Here is a 15,049-nt window from a genome sequence, read left to right as displayed (position 1 = left end):
ATTCAAATAAAAGATTCCTGCCCTAGTGGGAATGACTAAAAGCATGAAAATAAAATCAGCTGAATTTATTGTAAGCAATTCCAATGTCGAAAAATGCCCTAAAAGCAGTTTGCCCGAATATGCCTTTATTGGCAGAAGTAACGTAGGGAAATCGTCATTAATCAACATGCTTACAGGCAGAAAAAGTTTAGCTAAAACTTCTGGCAAACCAGGAAAAACACAACTCATAAACCACTTTTTAATCAACAAAAACTGGCATTTAGTCGATCTGCCAGGTTATGGTTACGCCCGTGTTTCAAAAAGCTCCAAAAAAACCTTTCAAAAATTCATTACCCAATATTTTTCTTTTCGCGAGCAATTGGTTAGCGCCTTCGTTTTAGTGGATATTCGGCATAAGCCACAAAGCATAGACTTGGAGTTTATGCAATGGATGGGAGAAAACGGCATTCCTTTTTCTATTATATTCACTAAGGCCGACAAATTAAAACCAAGAGCCATAACGCGACATATCGAGGACTACAAAAATATCTTATTACAATTTTGGGAAGCCATGCCCAATTATTTTATTACCTCATCCTCTAAAGACATAGGGAAAGAAGAACTTTTAGGTTATATTGATGAATTGAATGCCAATATGGAGTTGGGTTAATTTTCAGCAACCTTCTTTATTTGTAAGAATATTTTTTATATTTAGCAGAATAAATATAATGGTGCTAAGCGGAATAGTGTTGCCCATACGTTGGCAATAATTTGAATGAAAAACATTATCACAATTTTAATAATAGTTTCATTTTCGCAAAGTTGTTCTAAAAACAATATTAATTCTGACTTAATCGGACATTGGAAATCGACTAAAAGTGCAAATATTGTGGAATTAAAATTGTTCAAGGACTCTTTAATTTCAAACTCTTGGGATAAAATGGCCAAATTTTCTTGGTAAAGCGACGGAACTAAAATTTACTATACTCAACTGACTGATTTTCCTACGGAAAATCCTCAGACACAAAACCGAACTATTCTTACACCAACCATTGGCATTCATTAACAGAACCGCTAAACAATGATAAAATTCTTTAGAAAAATTCGTCACAAAATGCTGACTAAAAATAAGTTCAGCAAATATCTAATTTATGCCATTGGCGAAATTATCCTTGTAGTTATAGGGATTTTAATCGCTTTGCAAATCAATAGTAAAAAACAGGAAATAAACAATAGAATAACTGAACAATCAATTTTAAACAATCTGAAAGAAGATTTTAATAAAAATCAAAAAGAAATTAAAGTATTAACGTTTGCAAACAATAAATATCATCGCAATTTGAACAAGTTTATTGAAATTTTAAAAACTAATCCAAAAGACATTAAAATTAAAATTGCTGATACCTTATCAATAGCCGCTATTGCCGCACCAACATACATTCCTACTACGTCGACTATAGATGTGATAATATCAACTGGAAATATTGATTTGATAAAAAATGAAAAACTAAAAACTTTAATAAGTCGCTTTAAAAGAGAAGTTGCTGATTTAAGTGAAGATGAGAAGGATGTGAGAGTTTTAGCAAATATTCAAATATGTCCGTTATTAGGACAAAATAGTGATATGATTGATGTATATCAAAACACTTATGCCTATACAATTGATAGGCTCAATAAGGTTAAATTAAGTTCATCATCAATGATATTAAATTCCAATTTATTAGGCTCGTTAATAGCTCAACGATTTTATTACAACAAAATGATTATAAGTGAGTTGAACAGTATTTCAGCAATGCAAAATGAAATACTACAACTTATTAATAGTGAAATTGATTAAGCTAAAACACAACACCATGCCTAGCATATTGCGACTGAATTTCCTACTCGCAAAGTCCTCGTAAATTTCCTATCTTGGACCTCTTTCAAAAAATCCGGCAAGATTTTAATACAACGAAAACCACAACCCAAACGTTAGCAATAATTCAAATTGAAATTAATGAAGAATAGATATTATGCGCAAAACTCAAAAGAACAAATCAAAATTCAGATTACCTTAGGTTTAGCTGTAATTATATTTCTAACATTAATAATTTTAATTTCAATAACCGCTCCTTTTTTTGATATCCCTTCGCTAGTAAAAAATGGTAAATTATAATATTTCTCTAATTTTCTTTTAGTGGAAAAACCTAAAAATGGAATCGTTAAAATTCATGGAGGCTCTTCATTTGATTATTATTTTTTATTGGATGATAAAATGAATTCTGAGCAAAGAACGATATATATTACAACAACATATAGAAGGTTTATTGTTATTGATAAAAGAATATCGACAAAATAAAAATATTAAAATACAAGGGGCAAGCTATTTTTTAATCAACTTACGGCTAACAAGTTTGGCTTTAAGACAGTATAAGGTCATTTTACTCAAAAGTTAATTCTATCTTACAATTATTTTAGTATCCTAATAGCAAAATCCATTAAAAAAAAAGGTTTCGTTTCCTAACCTAAGCCATATAAATACATATGAAACAAATGTGGAAAACTTAATTAAACGAGAACTACACATGAAAACATTAAACTCCAAATTAAAAAGAACACTTGCTACCAAGGTGCAAAGCCAATAGTAGTTTTGTTAAAAAGAAAAATTTGTCATTTTACAGTTTTCGTAAATCAAATAAAAATCACCCTTTCACATCCAAAGCATCCCTAAGGGCGTTACCAATAAGCATAAAGGCCATTACCAAACTCATAATACAAAGTCCTGGAATAACAGCTAAATACGGTTTTCCCAAAATAATATAGTTGTAGTGGTCCTTTATCATCGCCCCCCAACTGGCCATGGGTGGTTGTGCGCCAATTCCTAAAAAGCTTAATCCACTTTCTATTAAAATAGCCGCCGCGAAGTTCGCTGCCGAAATTACAATTACAGGAGCCATAATATTGGGCAGAATGTGTTTGGTGATAATCCTAAAATCGGTATAGCCCAAAGCTTTTGCAGCCGTAACATACTGCATCTCTTTAACGCTTATTATTTGACCACGTACCACCCGTGCCACCTCAACCCACATGGTTAAACCCACAGCTATAAAAACCTGCCAAAACCCTTTACCCAAAGCCAAAGTAATAGCAATAACCAAAAGCAAGGTAGGAATAGACCAAGTAACATTAATAAGCCACATAATCACAGTATCTAACTTCCCACCGAAATATCCCGCTAGGCTCCCCATTAAAACACCAATTACCAAAGAAATAAAAACCGCCACAAAACCTATAAAAAAAGATATTCGGGCACCCACTAAAACACGGCTCAACAAATCGCGACCATATTTATCGGTTCCCAACAAAAACTTTTTTTCCGATATATAATCTCTAACCGAGTTCTCAGGAAAATTAGACAATGCTACGCTCTTTTCTGCCCCTTGCAGACCATCGGCAGCATATTCAGTATAGGTCAATGTGTTGTTCTCTATACTATAATCTGAAATGGGAACCTCGGTAGAGGCATTTTTCTTTCCGAAGAACATTTTATCAAAAAAAGACTGCCCATCTTCAAACTTTAACGGCATGGTTAAGATTGTAACGCTAAAACCTGGATTTTTCGAATGTATTGACAAATGCATTTGATTGGCGTACTGGGAATTATCTGGCGCAAATACGTAAGCAAATACAGAAACAACACCCACCAACACAATAAAAAAGAAACTGAAAGCGCCCCAAAAGTTTGTTTTAAACTTTTGGAGCGCCAAATGTTTTAGTGAGGCAGATTTAACCATATACAGCCAATCTTAATTTTTTACAGCGCCTTTGGTCGCTGCTACATTTTTTATGGGATACGACATTTTTAAATCTTCAAGCACATTTAAGGCTTCTTCAATGTAAACATCTTTGCTTAAGCTTTCATGCCACCGCTCACGTTTTTCCTTTAAGTCGGTTGTATCTTGAGTGAACAGTTGTTTTTCAAAACTTGTAGAATCGAAAGTTAAATTGGTTTGGTAATCTGAAATTGCATCGAACTTTTTCGATTCTTCTTCATTTGCCTCTATTTGAGCTTTATAGGTTTTGTAGTTAAGCGAGTAAACTGTTTCGTCAATTTTATTTTTCACCCACTTAGCATTTTCTTCAATGAGCTTCAACTGTTCATTATTCATCATACGCTGTTTGCTTTTTTCGACCGTGGCATCGTAATCAAAATAATTTTCCCAAGGCGTATAATCTGCCGCATCAATTTCATCATATGGCAACGGGTTGTCTTTATCTTTCTCACCTACCTCAATAAAACTGAAACGCCCTGGCACTTTTACATCACTTTTAACCCCTTCCAATTGTACCGAACCACCATTAATTCTGTAATATTTTTGAGTAGTAAGGGCCAAAGCACCTAAATCGCCACTGGTATTGTTTCTCAACATATTATTAAGGTTAATCACATTTTGTACGGTACCTTTTCCGTAGGTTTGCTTACTTCCTATAATAATGGCGCGTTTGTAGTCTTGCATTGCAGCCGCCATAATTTCGGAGGCAGATGCTGAAATTTCGTTAACCAATATAACCAAGGGGCCATCCCAAACAATAGACTTATCACGATCGTTCAATACTTCTTTTGCCTTACCCGTTGAGCGTACCTGCACAATCGGGCCATCTTTTATAAAGAGACCGGCCATATCAACAACCGTAGGCAACGAACCTCCTCCATTGTTTCGTAAATCTAAAACCAAGCCCTGCATGCCTTCATTTTTTAAATGCTCTATCTCTTCTTTTACATCTTTGGCTGCATTTACATTTTTATAATCTTTAAAATCTACATAAAAGGCAGGTAAATTGATGACTCCAAATTTTTGCCCTTCTTTTTCTACAATAGATGATTTAGCATAGGTTTCGACCAACTCTACCACATCTCGGGTAATGGTAATATCTTTTATCGTTCCGTCAACTTTTTTAACGGTAAGTGTAACCTTGGTCCCTTTTGGACCTTTTATATATTTAATGGCATCGTTTATACGCATTCCTACTATGCTAATAGGAAACTCTTCGTCTTCTTGTTTTACTTTTAAAATAACATCTTCAACATCCAGCTCTTTACTGCGCCATGCCGGACCACCAGAAATAAGCTCAACTACTTTTATGTAGTCCATACGCTTTTGGAGCCTTGCACCAATACCTTCTAGTTTACCAGACATACGTTGATCGAAATCTTCTTTGTTTTTTGGTGCTAGATAATAGGTATGGGGATCAAATTCTTCAACAATGGTATTTACATAAACCGCAAACCAATCTTCGCGTTTTAAATCCTCTAAACTATCATTAAAATAAATATCGATTGAATTAAGCGTGGCCTCTCTGGCTTCTTTTTCAATTTCCGCTTCGGTTTTCATTACATAGCTTGCATCATTTTCTTTAGCTTGCTTTTCCTGCTTCATTAAATCATCATAATTTGAAAGTGTGGAAAATTTAAGCTGTTTTCTCCAACGCTCTTTCATTTCCTTTTTGTTCTTCGGAAAGGAGCTTTTTTCATAATCTGTGTCAAACTCTTCATCTATGGTATAGTCAAAAGGTTTCGACAACACGTCTCGGTATATCTCCTTAGCTTCTGCGATACGTTTTAGCAAACGCTCATGCACAACATTAAAAAATGTAATATCTGTAGCTTTTAACTGATCATCAATGTTCATTTTGAATTTTTCAAAATCCTTATAATCCGATTCATAAAAATACCTTTTAACAGGATCCAATACTTCTATGTAATCTGTAAACAATTCTTCTGAAAACTCATCATCAAAGTCAACAGGGTCATAATGCCCCTGCTCCAAAACAAAGGTTATAATTTGAACGAGCAGCTTATCTTTATCTGGATTACTGAACTTTTTTGTAGTGAAACTGCAGGATGCAAAACCCAATAACAATAAGAGTAACAGCGCCTTAAAATTCCTTTTCATAATATTTCTCATCTAATCAATTTTAGTTGCTTCTATTAAGCACGACATATTTTTTCACTAAAATAAAGAAAAAACCATGCCAATTGAGCTTAATGTCGCTAATTTTTTGTTAAAGACAGGAAATTGGATGTTTCCTGAGTAATTTATGTATTTTAGCGATAATTTTTGATGACCAATCATGACAAAAAAACCACTTATTCTAGTTACCAATGATGATGGGATTAATGCGCCTGGCGTAAGGACTTTAATTAGCATTATGAACACCCTTGGAGATGTGGTGGTAGTTGCCCCCGATAGCCCACAAAGCGGCATGGGCCATGCCATAACCTTAAATTCAACACTTTTTGCCGAAGAAATTCGCCTCGACGATGGCCCACAAAAAGAATACAGTTGTTCTGGCACTCCGGCCGATTGCGTAAAAATTGCTATTAGGGAAATTCTGGACAGGACACCTGATCTTTGTGTTTCAGGAATCAACCATGGCTCAAACTCGTCGATTAATGTCATATATTCTGGCACTATGAGCGCAGCCATTGAAGCAGGTATTGAAGGGATTCCCGCCATAGGTTTTTCACTTTTGGATTATGGATGGAACGCCAACTTTGAAGCTTCAAAACCTTACGTAAAAACCATTGCCCAGCAGGTATTAAAAAACGGGCTCCCCAAAGGCATTGTCCTTAATGTCAACATTCCAAACCTATCAAAAGAAAACATTAAGGGCATCAAAGTTTGCCGCCAGGCCAAAGCCAATTGGGTTGAAGAATTCGACAAACGCCAGACCCCCAATGGAAAAGATTATTATTGGCTCACCGGTAAATTTGTTAATTTAGATGGTGGCGAAGACACAGATGAATGGGCCTTAGAAAATGGTTATATTTCGTTGGTGCCCTCTCAATTTGATTTAACGGCACATCATTTTATAAAGGAAATAAATGCTTGGAACTTAAAATAATTTTAAATCACATAACAATTTTGATGAAGAAGGATATTTTTATTGGCATGTTTGTAGGATTGGTTGCCAACGCTATGGGCTTGTTTTTTGCAGCCACCATTTTGGGTAAGGGCGACGATTTTACAACGGTTATTAAAGCGGCTGCAGCCGAAGGTTTTTTAGGAAAGCTCATTAGCTTGGGCGCCATTTTAAACCTTATTGCATTTTTTATATTTATAAGGAAGAAAAAAGATTATCGCGCTAGGGGCGTATTGCTCATTACCGTTTTTATTGCTGTTTTTACCTTTGTTTTCAAACTATTTCAATAAAACTTTAAGTTTCAACCAGAACCCTTAAAACCTAGAGGCCATGAAATATTACATAATAGCGGGAGAAGCTTCTGGTGATTTGCACGGCTCGAATCTTATGAAAGGCTTGCTCAAATTAGACACCAATGCCAATATTAGGTTTTGGGGCGGCGACCTTATGGCCAAAGTAGGTGGCACTTTGGTAAAACACTACAAAGAACGCGCTTTTATGGGCTTTGTTGAAGTTATTACCAACCTCAACAAAATTTTTAAGGATATTGACTTCTGTAAAACAGACATACAAAATTTCAATCCAGATGTTATTGTTTTTATCGACAATTCAGGCTTTAATTTAAGAATAGCCAAATGGGCTAAAGCAGCTGGATTTACAACCAATTATTACATTTCACCACAAGTTTGGGCATCAAGAGCTAGTCGTATAAAAGCCATAAAGCGCGATATTGATGCCATGTACGTTATCTTACCTTTTGTAAAACCTTTTTACAAAAAATACGGCTACGATGTCACCTTTGTTGGTCACCCGCTAATTGATGCCATAGCTAACAGACATCAGGTAGGCGAGTTTAAATTTAGAGAAGAACACCAACTTGGAAAAAAACCCATTATAGCATTACTTCCCGGAAGTCGCAAACAAGAAATCACGAAGATGCTTTCTGTGATGTTGGGTATGGTTGACAAATATCCCGATTATCAATTTGTAATTGCTGGTGCGCCAAGCCAGGATTTCAGTTTTTACGAAGAGTTTATAAAATCCAAAAATGTAAAATTTATAGACAACCAAACCTACGACTTACTTAGCATTTCTACCGCAGCCTTAGTTACCTCTGGCACTGCAACGCTAGAAACTGCTCTATTTAAAGTACCTCAAGTGGTTTGTTATAAGGGGAGTGCCATCTCGTACCATATCGCTAAACGCATAATAACCTTGAAGTTTATATCGTTAGTGAACTTGGTAATGGATCGCGAAGTTGTAACAGAACTCATTCAAAATGATTTCAATAAAAAACGACTAAAAGCAGAACTTGATAAAATTTTAGATACGGAAAATCGAAAAAAAATCTTTTTGGATTATTACCAATTAGAAAAAATACTGGGTGGAAGAGGTGCGAGCGAAAAAACAGCCCAACTTATCTACGAATCCATAAAATCTTAACTTTTGGCAAAACAATTTGTTTTAATATTAATTTTAATGGTAAGCCTAAACGGCTGTAAATCTTCAAAGCGGGCAAAAACAAACCATAGCATAATCACCAAAAAAGACACCGATGCCCCGACTGATTATAAAAATGAAAAAACAAATTCTGCCGAAATCACAACTCCTGCCAAGCCACTATCCCCGTCTGATTACATTATAAACTATGCCAAACAATTTGAAGGCGTGCGCTATAAATGGGGTGGCACCACAAAATCTGGGATGGACTGTTCGGGTTTGGTTTACGAATCGTTTAAATCTTACAATATTATTCTGCCAAGAACATCAAAAGACATGGCTAAACGGGGTAAAAAAATAGCTCTAAAAAAAGTATTGAATGGCGATTTATTGTTTTTTAAAACCGGAAACCGCCGGAACTCCATTAATCATGTTGGCATTATTGTGGCCATTAAAAACAATGACATTGAGTTTATTCACGCCACCACTAGTAAAGGCGTTATTATATCGCGTTTGAACTCCCCCTATTGGCTGGATGCCTTTCACGAAGCAAGGCGTATTCTTTAGGATATTTTCATATCTTAGAAGTGTATGAAAATGCTCAATTTCACTATCATAAAACTCACACTTTGCCTTATTTTGGGTGTTGTTATTGGGCATTTCGCTGATGTTTCTGTACAAAGCGCCTTAATGGCCGCAACGCTTCTTTTAAGTATTTTAGGGTTATTTTATGTATTGGGTCGAAATCGGTTTAAAAAAACCATTTGGTTTGGAGTATTTACGTTTTGCACAATGGTTGCTATAGGTGTTTTAACAACAAGTCTGCACAACCAAAAGCACTTTAAAGACCATTATTCACATCAAATCTCAAGTAAAACTAACGAAGCCAACATAATCACCTTTAGGGTTCGCGAGGTTATAAAACCCAATAGTTTTTACAACAAATATGTTGTAGATATTTTAAAGGTAAACGACCAAAAAGCCTCTGGAAAATGTTTGTTGAACATTGCAAACGATTCACTCACAACAGATTTTAGAGTTGATGCCGTATACGTTTGTAAAACAAATTTTCAAGACGTTTACAAACCTTTAAACCCGAACCAATTCAATTACAAAAACTATTTAGAAAAAAAATACATTTACCACCAGTTAGTTTTAAACGAAAATGAAATACTTAAAGTTAACACAAATCGACATACGTTGTTTGGTTTAGCCGATGCCGTTAGAAGCCATATCAATGAAAAACTTAAACCATTTCATTTTAAACCAAACGAATTAGCCATTATCAATGCTCTTTTACTTGGTCAGCGGCAAAACATCAGTCAAGACGTTTATACCAGTTACGCTAATGCTGGCGTCATTCATATCCTTGCCGTTTCTGGGTTGCACGTCGGCATTATTCTAATCATTTTAAGCTACGTTTTTAAACCATTAGAACGCTTTAAGCATGGCAGACTCCTTAAAACAATTTTACTTGTAAGTATTTTGTGGGCATTTGCCATTATAGCAGGGTTGTCGGCTTCGATTACCCGAGCGGTTACCATGTTTAGCATTGTAGCTATTGCCCTTAACCTAAAACGCCCAACAAACATATACAATACCTTGGCCATATCAATGTTTATTATTTTACTTTATAAGCCATTGTTTTTGTTCGACGTTGGTTTTCAATTGAGTTATTTGGCCGTGTTTGCTATTGTTTCCATCGACCCATTTTTGTACAAACTTTGGCAGCCTAAAAATAAAATAATCAATTTTTATTGGCATACACTAACGGTGTCTGTATCGGCTCAAATTGGAATCCTGCCCTTAAGCTTATTTTATTTTCACCAGTTTCCTGGGCTATTCTTTGTTTCAAATTTATTAATCGTTCCGTTTTTAGGCATTCTTTTAGGCATGGGCATACTACTTATTTTATTAGCTGTATTAAATATACTACCCCAATTTTTTGCTGATTTTTACGGAATTGCCATCAGCGGAATGAACATTGTTGTAGATTGGGTTGCTAAACAGGAGACTTTCTTATTTAAGGACATTTCCTTTAACATCTGGCTCGTTTTGGCGTTTTACATTCTTGTTTTTACTCTTTTTAGGTGGACCGTCAACAAAAACGCATCCCGTTTAAAATATTTTTTAATGGGTGCTTTATGCGTTCAAAGTGCTTTTATTTATACAAAATTGAATAAACCCTCAAATGAATTTATTGTGTTTCACAAAAGTAGAAATAGTCTGTTGGCAAACGTAGCACACGATAAAATTCGGGTTTTTCATGATTTAGATAGTGTTCCCATTTCCCAAATAAGAAGCATTAAAGATTATACCATTGGAAACTTCATTAACACTATTGAGGAAGGCTCACTGCGTTCGGTGTATGAACTTGGCGAAAGGAAACTGTTAATTATTGATAGCATGGGTATTTACAACGTTACATCCTTTAGGCCTCAATTTGTTTTATTAAGGCACTCCCCAAAAATAAACCTAAACCGTTTAATTGATTCTATTCAGCCAAAACAAATAATTGCAGACGGAAGCAATTACAAAACTTATGTTGAGCGCTGGTCTAAAATCTGCAAAAAAAGAAAGCTCTCTTTCCACCAAACCGGTAAAAACGGAGCTTTTATAATTCGTTATTAAATCAATCCTTAACTTTTAAACTCTGACTTAAAATTGTTGTAGTACGTATTAAATTCTTCTTGTGTTTTGATGTTTTTGTGATCGTCTTTTTTGAACATCTTCAAATACAACTCGAGTTGACTGGGCTTTAAATACCCTCTTAAAGGTGTAATCACGTCGGCCTTTTCATCTAAAAACACTATGGTTGGATAGGCACTAATTTTAAAATAACGTGCTAATTGATGTGCCGAATTTCTTCTTTTGGCTTTTGCTGGGTCGTAATTTGGGTTAGTAAACGATTTATTCTTATAATTTACCACTTCGTTACCCTCGCCATTGAATTTTACGGCGTAATAGTGCTCGTTTACATATTCGGCAACCTGCTTGTGCTGAAATGTGTTTTTATCCAGCATTTTACAAGGGCCACACCATGTGGTATAAATATCAATCATAATTTTTTTTGGGTTTTTCTTTTGAAGCGCCACTGCCTCTTCAAGACTCACCCAATTTATCTCTTGCGCTATGGCATTTAAGCTTACAAAACCAATAGCTAAAATTAAAAGTAGTGTCTTTTTCATTTGTTTTTCATTATTTATAATTCTTCTAACTGCACTTGCAACAACCTTTTCTAAAATCGCAATTTAGAAATAACAACTTATTTTAGAGTAACATAAGTTGCAAAAGTCATTCCGAACTTACAAAAATTGTGGCAAAACCTAAATTTTTTAGTCCTATTTTAGATTAACGGACACCGTGCATCAGTTTTTTAAGAAGTGGGTTTAATACAAATATAACCACCCCTGCCAAGGCTGGAACAATTGTAAAAATTAAAAAGAACGTTGATAGGTTATACTCTTTTGTTATGTTTTCAATTTGCCCTCCAGCAACTGCGGCAAGTTTGTTTCCGATTGCGATGGCTAAATACCACATACCAAACATTAGCGCTATCATTCTCGCCGGCACCAACTTACTAACGTACGACAAACCAACAGGAGACAAACAAAGTTCGCCAAGGGTATGGAACAAATAAGCCAAAATAAGCCAAACCATACTTACCTTCATACCTTCTGAAATGCCATGAGCCCCCCAAGCCAACAAACCAAAACCAACAGCCATGATTATTAAACCCAAGGCATATTTTGTAGCTGCCGAAGGATTGTATTTACTCTCCCACCATTTTGAGAAAAAGGAAGCAAAAACTATAATAAAGAAAGAGTTTAAAATACTAAACCAAGACACTGTTATCTCAGAAACTTCGGCAGTAAACTCTCTCTGTAACATCCAGATAACTAACCCCCACATTCCTAAGAAGCACAGGACTAACGTAATATTTGAAAAGGGTATTTTTTTAAATGTTTTTTTCCATAAAACAAACAACACATAGGTTATTATAACTAGTGGTATTACTGTGAGCAATGCATTTACAATGTTAAAAGCCATTGCCGAGTTACCCTCTAAAACACGGTCTACATTATCGCGAGCAAACAATACCAAAGATGAAGCGCCCTGCTCAAACGACAACCAAAAAAACACGGTAAAAAAGGCAAAAATGATAAATGCAATCATTCTATCCCTAACAACTGCAGCGTACCTTAAAATTCTTCCAATTACAAGAAACAGAAACACGGCCAAAGCAAATAAAACAGCTACATATTGTCCTTCTAAACTTTCGGTTTTTAAAACAGAAAACATATCAATGCCAGCAATTTTAGACATCGGATCGTTTATAGCATATCCCAGGCCAATTACCGAACAGATTACAATTAAAACCTTATCTAGCCTGGTGAAAGGATTCGTTTTTTCAATGGCATTTTCATCTTCTAATTTTGATATGGTGTTATTGCCATCCTGAACATCTTCAACTTCATAAACTTTTGAAGGTTTTGCTCCTATTTTACCAAACAACTTTCCTCCAAACCAAAATTGAAGCGTACCAAGAAGCATAAAAATTCCAGCCAAACCAAAGCCATACGCCCAACCTATTTTTTCGGCTAAATACCCACATAACATCATTCCGAAGAATGCACCGGCATTAACACCCATATAGAAAATGGTATAGGCACCATCCTTTTTTTCTGAATTATTCTTATACATCTCTGAAATAATGGAGGTAATGTTTGGTTTAAAAAAACCTGTTCCTATTACCAAGAGGCCGAGGCCAATGTAAAGCGACAGTTCGGTCTCTAATGCCATCGAGGCATGCCCTAAAGTCATAATCAATGCGCCGATAACTACAGCCCAGCGGTAACCTGTTAACTTATCTGCAATAATCCCTCCAACAATTGGCGTGATATAAAGCAGCATAGCATATGTACCAAAGAGCGCTCCTGCATTTTCGGCAGACCAACCCCAACCTGGATTAGCTCCAATAACCGTAAAGGTTAAAAAGTTAACCAGAAGTACACGCATTCCGTAAAAAGAGAAACGCTCCCACATTTCGGTAAAGAAAAGGACAAACAGACCTGCTGGATGCCCTAAAACTTTGTCTTTAAACAAGTTTTCTATATCTGTATTGATTGTCATATGTTTGATTTGTTAGTTAATATCAGAATCTGCTAATTCAAAGCCTTCAGTTTCGTCGTAATGCATCATACGTTCATTGTCCTCTGCTCCATGGGTTAGACGTTTTAAGGGCTTAAGAAGGAAAATAAACAAGAGCCCCACTATAACCGTAAAGATTAGTATTCCTGAAAAAATAGCGTATTCTCCAAATTCTGATGCCGACTCTCCAACTATTCCCGCCACTTTATTTCCCAATCCAGATGACGCAAAATAAACCCCCATCATTAATGAGGCATATTTCGCTGGCGCTAATTTTGTAATGAATGATAGGGCTACTGGAGACAAACATAACTCACCAAGCGTATGGAACAAGTAAGCTAAAACCAACCAAATCATACTTGAGGTTCCTGATTTTTCGAATTCCATGGCAGCAAATACCATAAACAAAAACCCGAAACCCATTATTATAATACCTAAAGCCATTTTAAATAGCGACGAGGCTTCCTTTCCTTTCAACTGCCTTTTTGCCCAAATACTGGCTACCAATGTTGCAAATAGAATTATAAAACCTGCATTTAAACTTTGAAACATTACTGTTGGAATTTCCCATCCAAACAATACTCTATCTGTTTTAGTATCGGTATAAAGGTTCATTAAACCACCTGCTTGCTCGAAAGCTCCCCAAAAAATGATAACCATTATAAACGACAGCAATAAAACTACAAATCTATCCTTATAGACTTGCGAATTCAATTCTTTATAAATCATCATCATTAAAGCAGCAATGGCTGTTAAAAACACAAACAATAAGCCATAGCCCCAATCCATAAAATACCACCCAATAAAAGAAGCTAAAAGTAAAATACCGGTGATTACCAATTGCTTTGGAGCAGTGAAAAGTTTAGAATATAATTTTCCATAAGACACCTCGCTTTCGTCATCTGCTGCAGGCTCAAAGTTTCCTACCTGGCTTAGATATTTTTGTCCGCCAATATAATTGATTAACCCTAACACCATAACAATTCCCGCTAGCCCAAAACCAGCGTGCCAACCCCATTCTGCTACTACCAAACCAACTGTAAGCGTAGCCAATAACGAGCCTAAATTTATGCCTATATAAAAAATACTAAATCCTTTATCCCTTCTTATATCTCCTTGTTTGTATAATCCGCCAACCATGGTTGAAATATTGGGCTTTAGCAAGCCCACCCCAAGAATTACCAATCCGAGACCGGTATAAAACGCCCAAATATCGGTGAGTACTAAAACGCCATGGCCAAGACAAAGGATTACGGCTCCCCACAACACTGCTTTTTTCTGTCCTATGAGCTTATCTGCAATCATTCCCCCTGGAATAGACATCACATAAACCAACATGGTATACCAACCATAAAGCGCCAAAGCTTCTTGATCTGTCCACCCCAAACCAGCACCTCGTGGGTCTGTTCCCAGGGCCGTGGTTGTCATATACAAAACCAATAGCGCACGCATACCGTAATACGAAAAACGCTCCCACATTTCGGTTAAAAATAAAATATACAATCCAATGGGTTGTCCAAATAGTTCCCTTTGATGCGGTTTTATAGCTGCTGACATATTCTTAATTTTGGTTAGT

The 15,049-nt window shown here is 35.8% G+C and carries 12 protein-coding genes; 7 read left to right on the top strand and 5 right to left on the bottom strand.

Annotation, left to right across the window (positions count from 1 at the left end):
• The first annotated feature begins 43 nt into the window (after positions 1-43).
• Together yihA and GSB9_02795 are read left to right on the top strand one after the other, a co-directional pair.
• Positions 44-649, top strand: coding sequence for a ribosome biogenesis GTP-binding protein YihA/YsxC (yihA, locus tag GSB9_02797; GenBank protein ID UKM66217.2), 606 nt, complete (start codon positions 44-46; stop codon positions 647-649).
• A gap of 411 nt (positions 650-1,060) precedes the next feature.
• Positions 1,061-1,816 (top strand): DUF6090 family protein, encoded by a 756-nt coding sequence (locus tag GSB9_02795; protein ID UKM66215.2) that lies wholly within the window; start codon positions 1,061-1,063, stop codon positions 1,814-1,816.
• A gap of 844 nt (positions 1,817-2,660) precedes the next feature.
• Here GSB9_02795 and GSB9_02793 read toward each other — a convergent pair.
• Entirely contained in the window at positions 2,661-3,752 is a 1,092-nt protein-coding gene (locus tag GSB9_02793) for an ABC transporter permease (protein ID UKM66213.1), read from the bottom strand.
• 12 nt (positions 3,753-3,764) lie between these two features.
• Positions 3,765-5,912: a carboxy terminal-processing peptidase gene (locus tag GSB9_02792; GenBank protein ID UKM66212.2), complete on the bottom strand. Its 2,148-nt coding sequence runs from the start codon at positions 5,910-5,912 to the stop codon at positions 3,765-3,767.
• 178 nt (positions 5,913-6,090) lie between these two features.
• Here GSB9_02792 and surE point away from each other — a divergent pair, with 178 nt between their 5' ends.
• From surE to GSB9_02787, 5 genes are read left to right on the top strand one after another with little or no spacing between them, the layout of a single operon-like run.
• Complete coding sequence (surE, locus tag GSB9_02791) at positions 6,091-6,864, top strand: 5'/3'-nucleotidase SurE (protein ID UKM66211.1); 774 nt, start codon at positions 6,091-6,093, stop codon at positions 6,862-6,864.
• 23 nt (positions 6,865-6,887) lie between these two features.
• On the top strand, positions 6,888-7,172 hold the full coding sequence (locus tag GSB9_02790) for a hypothetical protein (GenBank protein ID UKM66210.1): 285 nt from the start codon (positions 6,888-6,890) through the stop codon (positions 7,170-7,172).
• Between the two features lie 40 nt (positions 7,173-7,212).
• Positions 7,213-8,325, top strand: a complete 1,113-nt coding sequence (gene lpxB / locus GSB9_02789) for a lipid-A-disaccharide synthase (protein ID UKM66209.1) — start codon at positions 7,213-7,215, stop codon at positions 8,323-8,325.
• A gap of 3 nt (positions 8,326-8,328) precedes the next feature.
• Positions 8,329-8,889 carry a C40 family peptidase gene (locus GSB9_02788; protein UKM66208.2) on the top strand — a complete coding sequence of 187 codons (561 nt, stop codon included), beginning with the start codon at positions 8,329-8,331 and terminating at the stop codon, positions 8,887-8,889.
• A gap of 30 nt (positions 8,890-8,919) precedes the next feature.
• Positions 8,920-10,953 (top strand): ComEC family competence protein, encoded by a 2,034-nt coding sequence (locus tag GSB9_02787; protein ID UKM66207.2) that lies wholly within the window; start codon positions 8,920-8,922, stop codon positions 10,951-10,953.
• 8 nt (positions 10,954-10,961) lie between these two features.
• On the opposite strand, the gene GSB9_02786 is transcribed toward GSB9_02787, so the two are convergent.
• The 3 genes from GSB9_02786 to GSB9_02784 form a co-directional block, all read right to left on the bottom strand.
• Positions 10,962-11,510 carry a thioredoxin fold domain-containing protein gene (locus GSB9_02786; GenBank protein UKM66206.1) on the bottom strand — a complete coding sequence of 183 codons (549 nt, stop codon included), beginning with the start codon at positions 11,508-11,510 and terminating at the stop codon, positions 10,962-10,964.
• 163 nt (positions 11,511-11,673) lie between these two features.
• The gene (locus tag GSB9_02785; protein UKM66205.1) at positions 11,674-13,455 is read right to left on the bottom strand and encodes a peptide MFS transporter; all 1,782 of its coding nucleotides are present in this window, start codon (positions 13,453-13,455) and stop codon (positions 11,674-11,676) included.
• 12 nt (positions 13,456-13,467) lie between these two features.
• A complete protein-coding gene (locus GSB9_02784) occupies positions 13,468-15,030 on the bottom strand; it encodes a peptide MFS transporter (GenBank protein UKM66204.1) in 1,563 nt (520 codons plus the stop codon).
• Positions 15,031-15,049 lie beyond the last annotated feature (19 nt).

The organism is Flavobacteriaceae bacterium GSB9 (genome assembly GCA_022749295.1).
GTDB lineage: Bacteria > Bacteroidota > Bacteroidia > Flavobacteriales > Flavobacteriaceae > Flavisericum.
Note: the sequence above shows the minus strand (reverse complement) of the source record. Positions and strands in the feature narration are given on the sequence as shown.